Raw genomic sequence first — 16,887 nt, forward strand, 5'->3', positions numbered from 1 at the left:
CTCAGCGGGCGTCGCGGCCGGGGGCCGGGACGGGGGCGGTGCGGGACGTCGGGGCGGGGGGAGGGGGCGGCCCGGGGGTGACGAGCACGGCGCCGACGTCCACCTGGGCCGGGGTGGGGACGGCGGATCCGGGGAGCGCGGCGGCGGCCGAGCCGGAGGCGACGGCGCGGCGCAGCCGCTCGGCCGGCGGCGCGCCGGCGAGGTCGGCGAGCAGGTGGCCGGCGAGGCTGGAGTCGCCGGCGCCCACGGTGCTGCGGACGGCGATCCGCGGCGCGCGGGCGGTCCAGGTGGCCTCTCCGGTGGACAGCAGCGCGCCGTCGCCGCCGAGGGTGAGCAGCACCTCGGCGACCCCGCGCCGGTGCAGCTGGGCCACCGCGTCGAGCAGCGCCCCCGCATCGGCCAGCAGGGCCTGCTCGGTGCCGCCGACGACCTGTGCCAGCTCCTCGGCGTTGGGCTTGAGCAGGTCCGGTGCGGCGGAGCGGCCGGCGTCGAGCAGCGCCAGCAGCGGCGCCTCGGAGGTGTCGACGGCGATCCGGGCGCCGGTCGGCCGCAGGGCGGTGACCAGCTCGGCGTACCAGTCGGCCGGCGTGCCCGGGGGCAGCGAGCCGGAGAGCACCACCCACGCCGCGCCGGTGGCCGCGCGGACGAGCACGTCGGAGAGGGCGGCCCGGGTGCCGGCGTCGAGCGGGGTGCCCGGCTCGTTGAGCTTGGTGGTCGTGCCGTCGGGCTCGGTGAGGCTGTAGTTGGTGCGCACCGGGGCGGTCACCGGCACGGTGGCCAAAGGCAGGCCGAGCCCGCGCAGGGCCCCGACGATCGGGTCGCCGTCGGCGGCCGGCAGCACGGTCAGGACGTCGGCACCGGCGGCGGCCAGCGCCCGCGCCACGTTGACGCCCTTGCCGCCGGGCTCGGTGCTGCTCGGGGCCAGCCGCACCACGCTGCCGCGCTCGAGGGCGCCGGGCAGGGCGAGGGTGCGGTCGAGGCTGGGGTTGGCGGTGAGGGTGACGACCCGGCCGCGGGACGCCGTCACGCGACCAGCACCTCGACACCGGCGTCCTCGAGGCGGGCGACCTCGGCCGGGTCCGCGTCGGCGTCGGTGACCAGCACGTCCACGTCGTCGAGGGCGGCGAAGCGGACGAGGTGCTCGCGGCCCAGCTTGCTGCTGTCGGCGAGGACGACCACCCGCTGCCCGGCCCGCACCATCGCCTTCTTCACCGCGGCCTCCGCCTCGTCGGGGGTGGTGCAGCCGTGGCCGGCGGTGACCCCGTTGGCGCCGAGGAAGACGACGTCCAGCCGCAGGTCGGCCAGGGCCCGCACCGGCGTCTCGCCGACCGCGCACTGGGTGATGCCGCGCACCCGGCCGCCGAGCACGTGGAGGGTGAGACCCGGGCCGGCCGCCAGGCGGGCGGCGATCGGGACCGAGTTGGTGGCGACGAACAGCCGGCGGTCCCCGGGGAGCAGTTCGGCGAGCGCGGCGGTCGTGCTGCCGCCGTCGAGCAGCAGGCTGCCCTCCGGGCCGGGCAGGAGGTCGGCCGCGGCCGCGGCGATCTTCCGCTTGGCCTCGCCGCGGGTGGCCGAGCGCTCGCCCAGTGCCGTCTCGGCCAGGGCCAGCGCTCCCGCGGGGACCGCGCCGCCGTGCACCCGGCGCAGGACGCCGGCGCGCTCCAGCACCGCGAGGTCGCGGCGGATGGTCTCGGTGGTGACGCCGTACTCCTCGGCGAGGGCGGTGACCGCGACCCGGCCCCGGTCGACGACCGCGCCGGCGATCGCCTGCTGGCGCTCCTCCGCGTACATCCGCCCTCCCGCCGTCCGTGGTGCCCGGTTGTGTTGCTTTGCTTCTGCGTTGGTGTTGTTCTACGTGGGTTACGTTGACAAGTCAACAGGAAGTCGTGACTCTGGTCACCGCTCCCCGCGTCCCTGACAGTGAGGTACCGATGTCCGTCTCCTCCGCCACCCCGGCCACCGTCCTCACCGGCACGCCGGTCGTCCCGGGGGTGGTCCTCGGCCCGGTGGTCCGCCCCTCCGGCGCGGTCCGGCTGCCCGAGGGGGAGGGGCCGGAGCTCGACTCGGCCGCGCGGGCGGGGGAGAAGGCGCGGTTCGTCGCCGCCGCCTCGGTCGTGGCCGAGCGGCTGGAGCGGCGGGCGGCCGGTGCCACCGGCGTGAGCGCGGAGGTGCTCACCGCGACCGCCGGCCTGGCCCGTGACCGCGGGCTGCTGTCGGCGGTCGAGCAGCGGATCGACGCCGGCGCGGGTGCCGCGGAGGCGACCGTCGCGGCGGCCCAGCAGTTCGTCGAGCTGTTCACCTCGCTCGGGGGCCTGATGGCCGAGCGGGCGACCGACGTCCGCGACGTCCGCGACCGGATCGTCGCCGAGCTGACCGGGCAGCCGGAGCCGGGCATCCCGGCGCCCGAGGTGCCCTCGGTCCTGCTGGCCACCGACCTGGCTCCCGCCGACACCGCCGGGCTCGACCCGGCGCGCGTGCTCGCGCTGGCCACCAGCGAGGGCGGCGCCACCAGCCACACCGCGATCATCGCCCGCCAGCTGGGGCTGCCCTGCGTCGTCGCGGTGGCCGGGCTGGGCGACGTCCCGGCCGGCGCGCTGGTGCTCGTCGACGGCGACCAGGGCACGGTCACCGTCGATCCGGACCCCGCCGAGGCGCGCGCCCGGGTCGCCGCGGCGGCGGAGGCGGCCGCCGCGCTGGCCGCCTACCGCGGTCCGGCCCGCACCCGCGACGGCGTCGCGGTGTCGCTGCTGGCCAACGTGCAGGACGGCGACGGCGCCCGCGCCGCGGTCGCCGCGCACGCCGAGGGCATCGGCCTGCTGCGGACCGAGCTGGCCTTCCTCGGTCGCGCGGAGGAGCCGTCGGTGGAGGAGCAGGCGGCCGGCTACGCCGACGTCCTCACCGCCTGCGCGGGGCGGCGGGTCGTCGTCCGCACCCTGGACGCGGGGTCGGACAAGCCGCTGGCGTTCGCCACGCCGCCGGCCGAGGCCAACCCCGCGCTCGGCGTCCGCGGGCTGCGCGTGGCCCGCCGCGATCCCGGCCTGCTCGACCGCCAGCTCGACGCGATCGCCGCGGCCGCCGGCCGCACCGGCACCACCCCGTGGGTGATGGCACCGATGGTCGCCACCGTCGCCGAGGCGGCCGACTTCGCCGGGCGCGTGCGCGACCGGGGCCTGGTGCCGGGGGTGATGGTGGAGGTGCCGTCGGTGGCGCTGCTGGCCGACCGGTTCCTCGAGGTGGTCGACTTCCTGTCGATCGGCACCAACGACCTGTCGCAGTACGCGCTGGCCGCCGACCGGCTCTCCGGCGAGCTGGCCGACCTCACCGATCCGTGGCAGCCGGCGCTCCTGGCGCTCGTGCAGCTCACCGCGGCGGCCGGCCGCCGGGCGGGCAAGCCGGTCGGCGTGTGCGGCGAGGCGGCCGCCGACCCGCTCCTGGCCTGCGTGCTGGTCGGACTCGGCGTGACCTCGCTGTCCTGCGCCTCGTCCTCGATAGCGGGCGTGGGCGCCCGGCTGGCCACCGTCGACCTCGCCGACTGCACGCGGGCGGCGGAGGTGGCGCTGGCCGCCGCCGACCCGTCCGCGGGGCGCGCCGCGGTCCGTGCGGTGCTGGCCGGACGGTGACAGCTCACCCCGAGGGGTGAACATGTCGAGGACATCACACGAACCTGCCTTCGATCCTTAGGAACAAAGCGAGCAGGGCCTGCTTTACTACGGGTGTCGCCCCCGTACTGAGAGAGGTCCATCGATGAGCACCGTGCTGTCCCACTGGCGTCGGCGTCGGCAGGTCGCGCGCACCCAGCGGGCGCTCGACCGTGCCCTCAGCCGCAGCACCAGCCCCGCCCTGCGCGAGGAGCTGCTGACCATGGCCAACGGCGGATCGCTCTTCCGCTGACCGGCCGCACCCGCCGCGCGCGGGTGCCGACGTGCGCGACCCCGGCCTCCTCTGGGAGACCGGGGTCGCTTGCCGTCCGGGGCCGTGTCGCTGCCGTCAGTGCAGGCCGTGGACGACGGCGTGCCCGCGACCGCGGCTCATCAGCCAGCGGTTCACCGGCAGGGTGACGACGAAGGCCACCGCGAGCGCGCCCGCCAGGGCCAGCCAGAACACGGCGCTGGCCAGGCCCGCCTCCATCGCGCCGGGCACGGTGACCATCACGCCGTTGTCGACCAGCTCCATGACGGCGATCGAGATCGTGTCGGCGGCCAGCGCCACGCGCACCGCCTGGCGCAGCGGCAGGCCGGCCCGAAGCACGCCGCGCACCGTCAGCGCGTAGCCGAAGACGAACGCCAGCGCGACGGCGAGGGCGATGGTGGCGCCGGCCGACCATCCGAGCGCCGTCCCGATGACCATGCCCAGCACCTCGCCGATGGCGCAGCCGGTGAGGCAGTGCAGCGTGGCGCGGGCCGCGGCCGGCCAGCCGACCGGTCCGGCGTGCCCCGTGTCGTGGGAGTGGGTGTGCAGGTGGGTGGTCATGACCGGCTCCTCTCCGTCAAATACCCCTGGGGGGTATACGTCGGTTGTACTCCTGGGACCGAGCGGACGCAAGGGTCCGCCGGCTCCCCCCAAGGGGGCGGACCGCTCAACCTCGGGGGCCCACCTGCCGAAGCGGAGTCCGTGGAGAACCGGAACCCCGCAGCCCCGGTGTCGCCGGCCGACGAGGAGCCGCGCGAGACGTCGGGTGCGACGACCGCGCTGCTGATCAGCTACGTGCGGACCGCGGGCGGGGACGCCGCCGTCGACGAGGTGCTGCGCCGTTCCGGCGTGCCGTGGACGGCCGAGCAGCTGTCGGAGTCCGCGCGGTGGACCAGCTACGCCACCCGCATCCGCCTGTTCGCGGCCGCCACGGAGGTGCTCGGTGATCCGGCCACGATGTTCCGGGTCGGCGCCGAGTCGCTGCGCCACGGGATGAACCCCGCGCTGGTCCTGGTGGTCCGTGCCATGGGGTCACCGCGGCAGGTCTACCGCCGGCTCCCGCGGGCGGTCGGGAACTTCAGCACCACCTCCACCATGGAGGTGCTGGCCTCGGGCAGCACCTGGGCGACCATCCGCTACCGGCTGCACGACGGGTACCCCCACTCGCGGCTGGACTGCGACTACGCGCGCGGGCTCATCGGCATGGTCCCCGCCGTCTTCGGGCTCCCCCCGGCCGAGGTCCGGCACGAGGAGTGCGAGTCCGACGGCCACCCGGCCTGCGTCTACCACCTGACCTGGTCGCGGCGGTCGCGCTGGCGCGGCCGCCCCCGCACGTCGTCGGTGGACGCCGAGCTCACCGCGCTGCGCGCCCAGCTGCGCGCCCTGCAGTCGGCCGCCACCGACCTCGTCGCCGGCGACGACCTCGACTCGGTCCTGCACCGCGTCGTCGACCGCGCCGCCAATGCGGTGCTGGCCCCGGGCTACCTGCTCGCCGTCCACTCGCCCGAGGGTGGCGAGCCGCTGGTGCACGCAGCCGGGGTGCCCGGCGACCAGGTGCGCGACGTCGCCCGCCGGCTGCTGGACGGCGAGGACCTCGGCCCCTCGGCCGTCGTGGTGGACGTCGTCTCGACACGGCGCCGGCACGGCCGGCTCGCCGCCCTCTACCGGCCCGGCGAGGGCGCGCTGGGTGGCGAGCGGGAGATGCTCGCCGCCTACGCCGGGCACGCGGCCGCGGCGCTGGACCTCGTCTTCGCCCTCGAGCAGGCGCGGCAGGAGGCTGCCCGCGCCGGCACCCTGCTCGGCCTGGCCCACCGGCTGGCCACCGCCGCCGACGCGGCCGCCGTCTGCACGGGTGTCGCCGAGACCCTGCCGGCGGTGGTCGGCTCCAGCAGCGCCTCGGTGATGTTGTGGGAGCCCGCCTCCGGCAGCCTGCGCGCCGTCGCCACGACCGGCCTGACCCCGAGTGCCGCCGAGCTCCTGCTGGCCACGGGCCTGTCCGCGGAGGACGTCCCCGAGCTGGTGGGGATGCTGACCGACCGGGAGCCGCGCCGCCTGACCGCGGCCGGATGCAGCCCGGTGCTCCGGTCGCTGCTCGGCGCGCTGGGCGTCGCCGACGTGCTGGCCGTCCCGTTGCTGGCGGGCAGCACCTTCCTGGGCGTCGCCACCGCCAGCTGGCGGGCCGGCCAGGCGCCGGCGCAGTTGGACGGCGAGGCGCTGGTCCGCCTGCGCGGCGTGGGCGACCAGGCGGCGACGGCGCTGCAGAAGGCCCGGCTGCTGGAGACGGTGCGCCACCAGGCGACGCACGACTCGCTCACCGGGCTGCCCAACCGGGTGCTGTTCCTGGAGCGGGTGGGGGCGGCGCTGGCCTCGGTGCGGGCCGACGGGCACGTGGGCGTGCTGTTCTGCGACCTGGACGGCTTCAAGGCCGTCAACGACTCGATGGGCCACGCGGCCGGCGACGAGCTGCTGAAGCGGGTCGCCGCGCGGCTGCGCGCGGCGGTGCGCCCCGGCGACACCGTCGGCCGGCTCAGCGGGGACGAGTTCGCGGTGCTGCTCCCCGGCCTGGGATCGCCGGCCGACGCCGACGCGGTCGTGACCCGGGTGCAGGGCTGCTTCGCCGATCCGTTCCTGCTGGACCGCCGGGAGGTGCCGGTGAGCACCAGCGTGGGGGTCGCCGTGCACGCAGGGGAGTGGGGCCGCGCCGACGAGCTGCTGCGCGCCGCCGACGCGGCGATGTACCGGCACAAGCACGGCCGCCGCGGGGGCAGCACCCGGGCCGAGGACGCCCCCGCCGGCTGACCGCCTCGTCCGGGGGAGACCCGCTCAACAGCGGACCGCCCGGTGCCGATGTGGGGGTGTGGAGACCGACCCGTCCGCCGTCCGCCCCGCGGCGGCCGAGCCCCGCGAGACGTCGGGCGCGGTCCTGGCCGCCCTGCTCGAGCACGTGCGCGTCCGCGGCGGGGAGGCGGCGGTGGACGCGGTGCTCGCCCGGGCCGGGCTGAGCGGGCGCGGTGCCGAGCTGGCCGACCGGTCGGCCTGGTGGTCCTACGCCTCCCGGATCCGGATGTACGAGGCGGCCACCGAGGTGCTCGGCGACCCCGACACGATGTACACGCTGGGCGCCACCGCCATGCGCAGCGGCATGGGTCACTCGCTGGTGCTCGTGCTGCGCGCGCTGGGCTCGCCCCGGTCGGTGTACCGGCACTTCCCGCGCGCCATCTCCAAGTTCACGACCGTGCAGACGGTCGAGGTGCTGGAGCTGCGGCCGACCTCGGCCACCCTCGCCATGACCCTCGCCCCGGGCCACCGGCACAGCGAGCTCGACTGCCGCTACGCGCACGGGCTGGCCACGACGGTGCCCGAGATCTTCGGCCTCCCCGCGGGGCGGTTCGCGGAGGCCACCTGCGGCACCGGCGACGGCCCCACCTGCGTCTACCGGGTCACCTGGCAGCGGCGCCGGCGCGGTCGCCGGCACCGGAACGCCACCGGTGCGGCCGAGGCGGAGCTCACCGCGCTGCGCGGCCAGCTGCGCACGCTGCAGTCCGCGGCCGGTGACCTGGTGGCCGGGGAGGACCTCGACGAGGTCCTGCAGCGCGTCGTGGTGCGGGCCTCCGAGGCGGTCTTCGCCCCGGCCCACCTGCTCGCCGTCGCCGATCCCGAGGGCGGCCCGCCGCTGCTGCGCGGCAACGGGCTGCGCCCGGAGGAGATCCAGCGGCTGGGGACGGCGCTGCTGCGCGGCGAGGACCTCGGTTCCTCGGCCGTCGTCGTCGAGATCGCCTCGGCCCGCCGCCGGCACGGCCGGCTGGCGGCGCTCAACGCGACCGGCGGCGACCTGGCCGACGAGCCGGCGATGCTGGCGGCCTACGCCGGGCACGCCGCGGCCGCCCTCGACCTGCTGGTCGCGCTCTCCGAGGCCCGCCGTCAGGCCCGCCGCGCCGGCGAGCTGCTGGGGCTGGCGCACGAACTGGCCGCGGCCGCCGACGCCGGCACCGTCTGCGCCCTCGTGGCCGGCGCCCTCCCGGCGATCGTCGGCTGCGACCGCGCCCGGGTGCTGCTGTGGGACCCGGCGGCCGGCGCGCTGCGGTCGGCGGACGCGTCCGGGCCGGCGGCGGACGACGAGCCGCCGCTGCGGGCCTCCGACCTGCCCGACCTGGTGCGGCTGATGACCGACCGGCAGCCACAGGTCCTGCACGTGGGGTCGGTCGCCCCCGAGGTGCGCGCCCGGCTGGAGGCCGCGGGCGTCACCGACGCGATCGTCGTCCCGCTCGTGGCCGAGGAGCAGTTCCTCGGCATCGCGGTGGTCAGCTGGCCGGCCGGCCGCACGCCGCCCGACCTCGAGGGCGAGGTGCTGGTGCGGCTGCTCGGCGTGGCCGACCAGGCGGCGACGGCGCTGCAGAAGGCGCGGCTGCTGGAGACGGTGCGCCACCAGGCGACGCACGACGCGCTGACCGGGCTGCCCAACCGGGTGCTGTTCCGCGACCGCCTGGAGACGGCCCTGGCCGCCGCCGGCCCGGGCCGGTCGGTCGGCGTGCTGTTCTGCGACCTCGACGGGTTCAAGGCGGTCAACGACTCGATGGGCCACGCGGCCGGCGACGAGCTGCTCCGCCGGGTGGCGGCGCGGCTGCGCGCGGCGATCCGGCCGGGCGACACCGTCGGCCGGCTCAGCGGGGACGAGTTCGCGGTGCTGCTGCCGGCGCTGGCCGCGCCGGCCGACGCGGGGGCGGTCGTGACCCGGGTGCAGGGCTGCTTCGCCGACCCGTTCGTGCTCGACCGCCGGGAGGTGCCGGTCACGACCAGCGTCGGGGTCGCGGTGCACACCGGCGGCGCCGGTTCCGCCGACGAGCTGCTCGGGGCGGCCGACGCGGCCATGTACCGGCACAAGCACCGTCGCCGCGACGGCAGCCCCCGCAGCGAGGACGCCCCCGCCGGCTGACCGCCCGGCTCAGTCGCGCAGCCGCGCCCGCAGCGCCGCCTGCTCCGCGGGCCCGAAGCCGTGCTCGGTCAGCCAGCCGAGGGGGCCGCCGTACCGCTCGTCGAGCAGGGTGAGCAGCCGGTCCATGGTGTCCGCGCGCGGGGTGTGCGTGGCGATGTCCCGGCTGGTCATGTCGTCGGCGTAGGTCGGGGACGTCGCCAGCTTGGCCACCAGGGCCTCGATGACGTCGGCGGTCATCGCGTAGTCGGCGACGATCTCCTCGTGCGGCACCCCGGCCGCGGCGAGGGCGAACATCGCGATCACCCCGGTGCGGTCCTTGCCGGCGGCGCAGTGCACCACCGAGGCGCCCGCCTCGGGCGTCGCGAGGGCGCGCAGCGCCCCGAGCACGTTCTCCGGCCGGTGCGCCAGGTAGCCCAGGTACGAGCGCACCGCGGGCGGCTCCCCCTGGTCGCTCTCGGCGACCTGGCGCGGCAGCAGCGACTCGCCCCAGTCGGCCGGCAGCTCGACCGGCGGGGCGTCCTCCTCCTCGGCGGCGAAGACGTCGGTGTGGTGCCCGCGCTCCGGGAGCAGGGAGAAGTGGCGGTGGGTGACCGGCTGCGCCCGCAGCGGGCCGCGCCCCTCCAGGAGCACCTCGGCGGTGGTGCGCAGGTCGATGACCTCGCGCAGCCCGAGCTCCTCCACCAGCAGCCGGACGTCGGCCTCGCTGAGCGTCTGCAGGTTGTCGCTGCGCAGGATCCGGCCGGAGGCCGTCGTGCCGCCGTCGGTCGTGGGCAGCCCGCCCAGGTCGCGGGTGTTCGTGGTGCCGTCGAGGTGCAGCCAGCGGCCGGTGCGCGTGGAGGTCACTCCCCGACCGTACGGCCCGCCGCGGCCGGCCCGCTCAGGCGGCCAGCAGGGCGTCGCAGACGGCCAGCAGCCGCGCGCGCAGGGCCTGCGCCCGCTCGCCCAGCGCCCGCTGCCGGGTGACGTACTCGGCCTTGCCCTCCGGGGTCTCGATGGCCACGGCCGGCTCGCCGTAGGCGGTGAGGTCGTAGGGCGAGGCCTGCATGTCCAGCCGCCGGACGTCCGCGGCGAGGGCGAAGCAGTCGAGCGCCAGCTCGCCGGGGACGGCGGGGCCCAGCTTCAGCGCCCACTTGTGGCAGTCCATCGAGGCGTGCAGGCAGCCCGGCTGCTCCAGGTCGGCCTGGGTGGCCCGGGTCGGCTGCAGCCGGTTGAGCGGCGCGGCCTCCGGCGTGAAGAAGCGGAAGGCGTCGTAGTGGGTGCACCGGATGGTGGCCCCCTCCACGACGGCGTCGGTGCCGGCCCGCCCCAGGCGCAGCGGCAGCGGGTGCCGGCGCTCGTCGGCGCGGTAGACCATGGCCCACTCGTGCAGGCCGAAGCAGCCGGTGGCCATCGGCCGCGCCGCGGTGGCGGCCAGCAGCCGGGCGATGGCACGGACGCCGTCCCCCCGGTCGGCGGTGAACGCGGCGGCGTCCAGGGCGACCGTGCCGTCGGCGCCGGTGCGGTACCACCGCCAGGCCGCGTGCGGCGGGGGACCGTCCGGGGCGGGCTCGAGCGCGGTGCCGACCCCGGGATGCCAGCGGCGCAGCAGGGCCGGGCGGGTGTCGTAGTAGGTGAAGAGGAAGTCCTCGACGGCGTGCCTCTCCCCCCGCGCCCGCCGGGCCCGGTGCCCCGCCGTGAGCGCGTCGGCGCGGTCGGCGTGCACGCGGGCCCGCTCCTGCCAGACCTCCGCGCGCACGCACCGAGCGTAAGCGGCCCCGCGGCGGGGGTGGCGACGTCCGGCCTCAGTGGGCGCTCCACCCGCCGTCCATGACCAGCGAGCTGCCGGTGATCGAGACCGCGGCAGGGGAGCACAGGTACGCGACGGCCTCGGCCACCTCCTCTGGCTCGATCAGGCGCTTCACCGCGGCCGGCGCCAGCATCACCTGCTCGACCACCTCGTCCTCGGAGAGCCCGTGCGCCGCCGCCTGGTCGGCGATCTGCCCCTCCACCAGCGGCGTCCGCACGTACGCCGGGTTCACGCAGTTGGAGGTGACGCCGTACGGGGCGCCCTCCAGCGCGATCACCTTCGACAGCCCCTCCAGGCCGTGCTTGGCGGTGACGTACGCGCTCTTGTACGCCGAGGCCCGGAGTCCGTGGACGGAGCTCACGTTCACGATCCGGCCCCAGCCCTGGCGGTACATGTGCGGCAGCGCGCCGCGCACCAGCCGGAAGGGGGCCTCCAGCATCAGCCGGATGATCAGCGAGAAGCGGTCGACGGGGAACTCGTGCAGCGGGGCGACGTGCTGCAGGCCGGCGTTGTTGACCAGGACGTCGACGTCCAGGTCGAGGGCGTCGATGCCGTCGAGATCGGTGAGGTCCGCGGCCAGCGCGGTGCCGCCCACCGCCGTCGCCACCTCCGCGGCCGCGGCGCCGTCCCGGTCGAGCACGACGACGGACGCGCCCGCCGCCGCGAGCCGCTCCACGCAGGCGCGGCCGATGCCCGAGGCGCCTCCCGTGACCAGAGCCCGTCGTCCCGCCAGCGTGCCCGTCGCCTCCATGGCGCCACCGTGGCACAGCCTCGGATGGTGGACCACGTCACCTCGCTCTAGCGTCGACCTGCACCGGTGACACGAGGACCCTCGAGGAGACCCCATGTCCGCTGCCGGGCGGTCCGGCGCACCCGCAGGATCGAACTTCGCCCGCGTGGTCGGCGCGAGCATCATCGGCACGACCGTGGAGTGGTACGACTTCTTCCTCTACGGCTCGGCGGCCGCGCTCGTCTTCGGCCCGCTGTTCTTCCCCGAGCAGGACGACTTCGTCGGCGTCCTGGCCGCCTTCGCCACCTACGCCGTCGGCTTCTTCGCCCGCCCGGTCGGCGCGCTGGTCTTCGGCCACTACGGCGACCGGCTCGGCCGCAAGCGGCTCCTGGTCATCTCGCTGCTGATGATGGGCGGCGCCACCTTCTGCATCGGCCTGCTGCCCACGTACGACTCCGTCGGCGTGCTCGCGCCGATCCTGCTCATCGCGCTGCGGCTGGTGCAGGGCTTCGCGCTCGGTGGCGAGTGGGGCGGCGCGGTCCTGATCGTCTCCGAGCACGGCAAGCCGGAGCACCGTGGTTTCTGGGCGTCCTGGCCGCAGGCCGGCGCACCGGCGGGCAACCTCCTGGCCACCGGGGTCCTCGCCCTGCTGGCCACCGTCCAGTCCGACGAGGCGTTCGAGGCCTGGGGGTGGCGCATCCCGTTCCTGCTGTCGGCGGTGCTCATCCTGGTCGGTCTGTACGTGCGGCTGACGGTGACCGAGTCGCCGGTCTTCCTGGAGGCCCAGCGGGAGGCCGAGGCCAAGGCCGCGGCGAGCGGGGCGGTCGAGAAGGCGCCGATCGTCACCGTGCTCACCCGGTACAAGCGTGAGGTGCTCACCGCGATGGGGGCACGGATCGCCGAGAACGTCTCCTTCTACCTGCTCACCGCCTTCAGCCTCACCTACCTGACCGACGTCGAGGGGCTGGACTCCTCCTTCGCCCTCAACGCCGTGCTCATCGCCTCGGCCGTGCACCTGGTCACCATCCCGCTGTGGGGTGCGCTGTCGGACCGCATCGGCCGCAAGCCGGTCTACCTGTTCGGCGCCCTCGGCGTCGGCGCGTGGGCGTTCGCCTTCTTCGGCCTGCTCGGCACCGGGGACTTCTTCCTCGCCGTCGTCGCCATCACCGTCGGGCTGCTGTTCCACGGCGCGATGTACGGCCCCCAGGCGGCGTTCTTCTCCGAGCTGTTCGGCACCAAGGCGCGCTACACCGGCGTCTCGGTCGGCGCCCAGCTCGCCTCCCTGGTGGCCGGTGCGCCGGCGCCGCTGATCGCACTGGCGCTGCTGGGCAGCTTCGCTGACCCCAACGTGTTCGCCGTCGCCCTGTACATCGTCGCCTGCGCCGTCATCACGCTCGTCGCGGTCGCCACGTACGGCGAGACGGGCGAGCGCGACCTCTCCGAGGACAAGGCCGTCGTCGTCAAGGACCGCCGCCCCTCGTCGGTCTAGCCGCCGCACGACCGACCCGTGACACGTGTCATGGGCCGGCCGTGCCCGCGGCCCTCCAGGCCGTGAGGGACGGCACCTGTGCCGGACGGGGCGCGGCGGCAGCCTCGGAGGTGCGCCCGGGAGCACCGGCCGAACCCCGGCCGACGGGCGCACCGAGGAGGTCCCCGTGCACCCGAACCCCGCCCCCTCCCGGCTCTCGCCGGTGGCCGCACCGATCGGGCCGGCCGTCGAGGTCGTGGACCTCGAGCGCCGGTACGGCGGCTTCGCGGCCGTCCGCGGGATCTCGTTCGAGGTCGCCCCCGGCGAGGTGTTCGCCCTGCTGGGCGTCAACGGCGCCGGCAAGACCTCCGCCCTGGAGGTCGTCGAGGGGCTGGCCCGCCCCGCGGCGGGCACGGTCCGCGTGTTCGGCCGCGACCCGGTCGCCGAGCGGGCGGCGGTGCGGCCCGGGCTCGGCGTGCTGCTGCAGTCCAGCGGGCTGCCCGGCGACCTCACCGTCGCCGAGACGGTGCGCACCTGGGCGGGCACGCTCACCGCGCCCCAGCCGGTGGACGAGGCCCTGGCCCAGGTCGGCCTGACCGACCGGGCCGACGTCCGCGTCCGCAGCCTGTCCGGCGGCGAGCGCCGGCGGCTGGACCTCACCCTCGCGCTGCTCGGCCGGCCGCGGGTCCTCGTGCTCGACGAGCCGACCACCGGCCTGGACCCCGAGAGCCGCCGCACCGTCTGGCAGCTGGTCCGCCGACGGGTCCGCGAGGGGGCCGCCGTCGTGCTCACCACCCACCACCTGGAGGAGGCCGAGGAGCTGGCCGACCGGATCGCGGTGATGCGCGCCGGGCGCATCGTCCTGTCCGGCACCGCGGGGGAGATCGCCGCCACCCAGCCGGCGACCATCCGCTTCGAGCTCGCGCCGGACGCACCGGAGCTGCCGGTCATCCCCGGGGCGCAGCTGGTCTCCTCCGGCTCCCGCGTCGAGCTGCGCACCCGGGCGCTGCAGCCGGTGCTGACCCGGCTGCTGGTCTGGGCCGACCGCGAGGGCGCGGTCCTGACCGGGCTGCAGGCCCGCTCGGCGACGCTCGAGCAGGCCTTCCTCGCCGTCGCCGACGAGGCCGACGAGGCCGACGACGTCCCGCACCTCGCCCGCCCCGCCGCCTGATCGTCCGATCCCCGAGGAGGACCCCCATGACCGCCGTGGACCAGCCGACGCCGACCCCGCCCGCTCCGGTGCCGCCCCCCGGGCGCTCCCGGGTGCGCCGCACCTCCGTCCTGGCCGGCGCCGAGACCCGCCTGCTGGTGCGCAACCGCACCGCGCTGGTGAACTCGGTGCTCCTGCCGCTGCTGCTGGTGGCCGCCGTGCCGGCGTTCGGCCTCGACCGGGGCGGCGCGGCCGGACCGCAGCTGCTCGTGGCCGCCGTCGGCATCACGCTCGTCTTCCTGACCTACTACAACCTGGTGACGACCTTCGTCGCCCGGCGCGAGGAACTCGTGCTCCAGCGCATGCGCACCGGCGAGCTGACCGAGGCCGAGGTGCTGCTGGGCACGGCCGCGCCCACGCTCCTGGTGACCGTCGTCCAGGTCTCGCTGGTGGCAGCAGGCGTCGCCGTCATCGGTGAGTGGATCGCCCCGGTCGACGTCGTCCTGCCGCTGCTCGCGCTGCTCGGCGGCGGAGCGCTCATGCTGCTGCTCGCGATCGCCAGCACCAGCTTCACCCGGACCCCGGAGAGCGCCCAGATCACCACCCTGCCCGTCGTGATGGCGACGACCGCGCTCTCCGGCCTGCTCTTCCCGCTGTCGGCGCTGCCCGAGCAGCTGGCCCAGGTCGCCCGCCTGCTGCCGCTCACCCCGGTGGTGGAGCTGGCACAGCTGGGCCTGGCCGGCCGCACGGAAGACGGCACGGCGGTGGACGCCGCCGGAGCCTGGGCGGCCGCGCCCCTGCCGCTGGCCGTGCTCGGCGCGTGGCTGGTCGCCGCGGCCGTGGTCGCGCCGCGGGTGTTCCGGTGGGCACCCCGGCGGTGATCCGCGCGGTGGGCGGTCGGTACGGCAGCATGCGGGCCGTGCCGATCGTCTCGCGCTGGTGGGAAAGCCGCACCGACCCGCAGCGCATCGACCTCTACACCCGCTGGTCGTTCTACATCTGGCTGGCGATGACGCCGCTGCTGGCCGTGGGGGTGTACGGGTCGTCGCAGCGCCCGGTCGGTGCGGCCGTGGCGGCGTTCCTCGTCGGGTCGGCGGCCGTCGGTGTCGCCGGCATCGTGCTGGCGCGGGCCGGCCTGCTCGCGCGCCGGGAGGAGCGGCCGCTGCCCGGCGCCCCGCTCGCGGCGACCGCCGTCGCCGCGGTCGGCACCTCGGCGGTCGCGGTCGCCGCGTTCGGACCCGAGGGCCCGGACACCCCCGCACTGGCCTGGGGCACCGCGCTGGGCCCGGCGATGGCGCTGGTGGCGGTCTCGACGGCCTGGCCGACCGGGCTGCTGGTCCGCGCCGCGGCGGTCGTCGGCGTCGCCGTCGGGGTCACGGCAGCGGTGGCCGGCGCGCCGCCCGCGGCTGCCGCGGTGCTGGGCATCGCCGTCGGGGCGACGGTCGCCTTCCTCGCGCTGGCCTTCCGCTTCACGGTGTGGGTGCTGGACGTCGTCGTGGAGATGGAGCGCACCCGCGGCGTGCAGCTGCAGCTCGCGGTGGCCGAGGAGCGGCTGCGCTTCGCCCGCGACCTGCACGACGTCATGGGTCGCGACCTGTCGACCATCGCGGTGAAGAGCCAGCTCGCCGGCGAGCTGGTGCGGCGGCAGCGGCCGGAGGCCGCCGACGAGGTCGCCGACATCAGCCGGATCGCCGAGCAGTCGCTGCGGGCGGTCCGCGAGGTCGTCCGCGGCTACCGCAACGCCGACCTGGGCGGCGAGCTCGCCGGGGCGCGCTCGGTGCTGCGCGCCGCCGGCGTGCGCTGCACGGTCGAGGGCGACGAGCGCGGCCCGGCCCTCCCGGGCGAGGTGCAGACGGCGTTCGGCTGGGTGGTCCGCGAGGCGGTGACCAACGTGCTGCGGCACAGCCGGGCGGAGGAGTGCGCGATCACGCTGACCGTCGCGGACGGGGCAGCCGAGCTCCGCGTCGTCAACGACGGAGCCGGGCCGGCCGACGTGCCGTGGGGAAACGGGCTGACGGGGCTGGCCGAGCGCCTGGCCTCCCTGTCCGGACGGCTGGCGGCGACGGCCGACGACGGCGACCGCTTCGTCCTGGTCGCCCGCCTGCCCCTGGAGGAGGCCGCGTGATCCGGGTGCTGCTCGCCGACGACGAGAACCTGATCCGCTCGGCCCTCGCGGCGCTGATCGGCCTCGAGGACGACATCGAGGTCGTCGCGCAGGCGGCCTCCGGCGCCGAGGCGCTGGCCATGGCACGGGCCCACACGCCCGACGTCGCCGTCCTCGACCTGCAGATGCCCGACCGGGACGGGATCTCGGTCGCCGCCGAGCTGGCCGCCCTCCTGCCCGGCTGCGCGTGCGTCATCGTCACCGGGCACGGCCGTCCGGGACATCTCAAGCGGGCGCTGGCGGCGGGCGTGCGCGGGTTCCTGCCCAAGACGGTGCAGGCGGCGGTGCTCGGCGAGGTCGTCCGCACCGTGCACGGGGGCGGGCGCTACGTCGACCCGGAGCTCGCCGCCGAGGCGATCAGCGCGGGCGACAGCCCGCTGACGCCCCGCGAGGCCGACGTCCTGGAACTGGCCTCCACCGGCGCGCCCGTGGAGGAGATCGCCACGCGCATCCACCTGTCACCGGGCACGGTCCGCAACCACCTGTCCGCGGCCGCGGCCAAGCTGGGTGCGGCGAACCGGCACGCGGCCGTGGAGGCCGCGCGCCGGCACGGCTGGATCTAGGACGCGTCGTTGCCGCCGCGCACGACGGAGTCGTCGCGCTGGGCCTCGTCGTCGGTGGTCAGCGTGGTGTCGAGCTCGCCGCGGTCGCCGGCGTTGTCGCCGGTCCGGCCGTCGATGAGGTTGGCGTCGCTGTCGGCCGTGTCGGGGGACTCCCCGTAGCCGCTGCTGTCGGTCTCGCTCATGT

The 16,887-nt window shown here is 76.6% G+C and carries 16 protein-coding genes; 9 read left to right on the top strand and 7 right to left on the bottom strand.

The genetic code is table 11. The features are described 5' to 3' along the window. Nucleotide 1: 1 nt before the first annotated feature. Both ACI79R_RS01815 and ACI79R_RS01820 read right to left on the bottom strand, forming a co-directional pair. Nucleotides 2-1,027, bottom strand: coding sequence for a 1-phosphofructokinase family hexose kinase (locus ACI79R_RS01815; protein WP_456571865.1), 1,026 nt, complete (start codon nt 1,025-1,027; stop codon nt 2-4). Then, nucleotides 1,024-1,791, bottom strand: coding sequence for a DeoR/GlpR family DNA-binding transcription regulator (locus ACI79R_RS01820; RefSeq protein ID WP_456571866.1), 768 nt, complete (start codon nt 1,789-1,791; stop codon nt 1,024-1,026). Before ACI79R_RS01820 ends, ACI79R_RS01815 begins: the two co-directional genes overlap by 4 nt. A gap of 140 nt (nt 1,792-1,931) precedes the next feature. Here ACI79R_RS01820 and ACI79R_RS01825 point away from each other — a divergent pair, with 140 nt between their 5' ends. Together ACI79R_RS01825 and ACI79R_RS01830 are read left to right on the top strand one after the other, a co-directional pair. Further along, nucleotides 1,932-3,620 (top strand): phosphoenolpyruvate--protein phosphotransferase, encoded by a 1,689-nt coding sequence (locus tag ACI79R_RS01825; RefSeq protein WP_456571867.1) that lies wholly within the window; start codon nt 1,932-1,934, stop codon nt 3,618-3,620. Nucleotides 3,621-3,744: 124 nt separating this feature from the next. After that, a complete protein-coding gene (locus tag ACI79R_RS01830; protein WP_456571868.1) occupies nt 3,745-3,891 on the top strand; it encodes a hypothetical protein in 147 nt (48 codons plus the stop codon). A 96-nt stretch (nt 3,892-3,987) separates the two neighbouring features. Here ACI79R_RS01830 and ACI79R_RS01835 read toward each other — a convergent pair whose 3' ends face one another. Beyond that, nucleotides 3,988-4,470 carry a DUF4396 domain-containing protein gene (locus tag ACI79R_RS01835; protein WP_456571869.1) on the bottom strand — a complete coding sequence of 161 codons (483 nt, stop codon included), beginning with the start codon at nt 4,468-4,470 and terminating at the stop codon, nt 3,988-3,990. A 141-nt stretch (nt 4,471-4,611) separates the two neighbouring features. Between ACI79R_RS01835 and ACI79R_RS01840 the strand changes: the two genes are divergently transcribed. Further along, entirely contained in the window at nt 4,612-6,708 is a 2,097-nt protein-coding gene (locus ACI79R_RS01840; RefSeq protein WP_456571870.1) for a diguanylate cyclase domain-containing protein, read from the top strand. Between the two features lie 58 nt (nt 6,709-6,766). Next, nucleotides 6,767-8,842, top strand: coding sequence for a diguanylate cyclase domain-containing protein (locus tag ACI79R_RS01845; RefSeq protein WP_456571871.1), 2,076 nt, complete (start codon nt 6,767-6,769; stop codon nt 8,840-8,842). Nucleotides 8,843-8,851: 9 nt separating this feature from the next. Here ACI79R_RS01845 and ACI79R_RS01850 read toward each other — a convergent pair whose 3' ends face one another. From ACI79R_RS01850 to ACI79R_RS01860, 3 genes are read right to left on the bottom strand one after another with little or no spacing between them, the layout of a single operon-like run. Next, on the bottom strand, nt 8,852-9,685 hold the full coding sequence (locus ACI79R_RS01850; protein ID WP_456571872.1) for a tyrosine-protein phosphatase: 834 nt from the start codon (nt 9,683-9,685) through the stop codon (nt 8,852-8,854). A 34-nt stretch (nt 9,686-9,719) separates the two neighbouring features. Then, on the bottom strand, nt 9,720-10,577 hold the full coding sequence (locus tag ACI79R_RS01855; protein ID WP_456571873.1) for a 3-methyladenine DNA glycosylase: 858 nt from the start codon (nt 10,575-10,577) through the stop codon (nt 9,720-9,722). Nucleotides 10,578-10,623: 46 nt separating this feature from the next. Next, nucleotides 10,624-11,379, bottom strand: a complete 756-nt coding sequence (locus ACI79R_RS01860) for a 3-hydroxybutyrate dehydrogenase (RefSeq protein WP_456571874.1) — start codon at nt 11,377-11,379, stop codon at nt 10,624-10,626. Nucleotides 11,380-11,473: 94 nt separating this feature from the next. Between ACI79R_RS01860 and ACI79R_RS01865 the strand changes: the two genes are divergently transcribed. The 5 genes from ACI79R_RS01865 (at nt 11,474) to ACI79R_RS01885 (ending at nt 16,703) form a co-directional block, all read left to right on the top strand. Next, nucleotides 11,474-12,847, top strand: a complete 1,374-nt coding sequence (locus ACI79R_RS01865) for an MFS transporter (protein ID WP_456571875.1) — start codon at nt 11,474-11,476, stop codon at nt 12,845-12,847. Nucleotides 12,848-13,013: 166 nt separating this feature from the next. After that, nucleotides 13,014-13,997: an ABC transporter ATP-binding protein gene (locus ACI79R_RS01870; protein ID WP_456571876.1), complete on the top strand. Its 984-nt coding sequence runs from the start codon at nt 13,014-13,016 to the stop codon at nt 13,995-13,997. Nucleotides 13,998-14,023: 26 nt separating this feature from the next. Next, nucleotides 14,024-14,857, top strand: coding sequence for an ABC transporter permease (locus ACI79R_RS01875; protein WP_456571877.1), 834 nt, complete (start codon nt 14,024-14,026; stop codon nt 14,855-14,857). A 38-nt stretch (nt 14,858-14,895) separates the two neighbouring features. After that, nucleotides 14,896-16,101, top strand: coding sequence for a sensor histidine kinase (locus tag ACI79R_RS01880; protein WP_456571878.1), 1,206 nt, complete (start codon nt 14,896-14,898; stop codon nt 16,099-16,101). Continuing rightward, on the top strand, nt 16,098-16,703 hold the full coding sequence (locus ACI79R_RS01885; protein WP_456571879.1) for a response regulator: 606 nt from the start codon (nt 16,098-16,100) through the stop codon (nt 16,701-16,703). Before ACI79R_RS01880 ends, ACI79R_RS01885 begins: the two co-directional genes overlap by 4 nt. On the opposite strand, the gene ACI79R_RS01890 is transcribed toward ACI79R_RS01885, so the two are convergent. After that, the gene (locus ACI79R_RS01890) at nt 16,700-16,885 is read right to left on the bottom strand and encodes a hypothetical protein (RefSeq protein ID WP_456571880.1); all 186 of its coding nucleotides are present in this window, start codon (nt 16,883-16,885) and stop codon (nt 16,700-16,702) included. The genes ACI79R_RS01885 and ACI79R_RS01890 overlap by 4 nt on opposite strands. Nucleotides 16,886-16,887: the final 2 nt, after the last annotated feature.

This window comes from Blastococcus sp. SYSU D00820 (assembly GCF_054050695.1).

Coding starts and splice junctions, on each gene's coding strand:
- ACI79R_RS01835 (WP_456571869.1), bottom strand. CDS start 4,470: ATGACCACCCACCTGCACACCCACTCCCACGACACGGGGCACGCCGGA.
- ACI79R_RS01875 (WP_456571877.1), top strand. CDS start 14,024: ATGACCGCCGTGGACCAGCCGACGCCGACCCCGCCCGCTCCGGTGCCG.
- ACI79R_RS01860 (WP_456571874.1), bottom strand. CDS start 11,379: ATGGAGGCGACGGGCACGCTGGCGGGACGACGGGCTCTGGTCACGGGA.
- ACI79R_RS01825 (WP_456571867.1), top strand. CDS start 1,932: ATGTCCGTCTCCTCCGCCACCCCGGCCACCGTCCTCACCGGCACGCCG.
- ACI79R_RS01820 (WP_456571866.1), bottom strand. CDS start 1,791: ATGTACGCGGAGGAGCGCCAGCAGGCGATCGCCGGCGCGGTCGTCGAC.
- ACI79R_RS01890 (WP_456571880.1), bottom strand. CDS start 16,885: ATGAGCGAGACCGACAGCAGCGGCTACGGGGAGTCCCCCGACACGGCC.
- ACI79R_RS01865 (WP_456571875.1), top strand. CDS start 11,474: ATGTCCGCTGCCGGGCGGTCCGGCGCACCCGCAGGATCGAACTTCGCC.
- ACI79R_RS01830 (WP_456571868.1), top strand. CDS start 3,745: ATGAGCACCGTGCTGTCCCACTGGCGTCGGCGTCGGCAGGTCGCGCGC.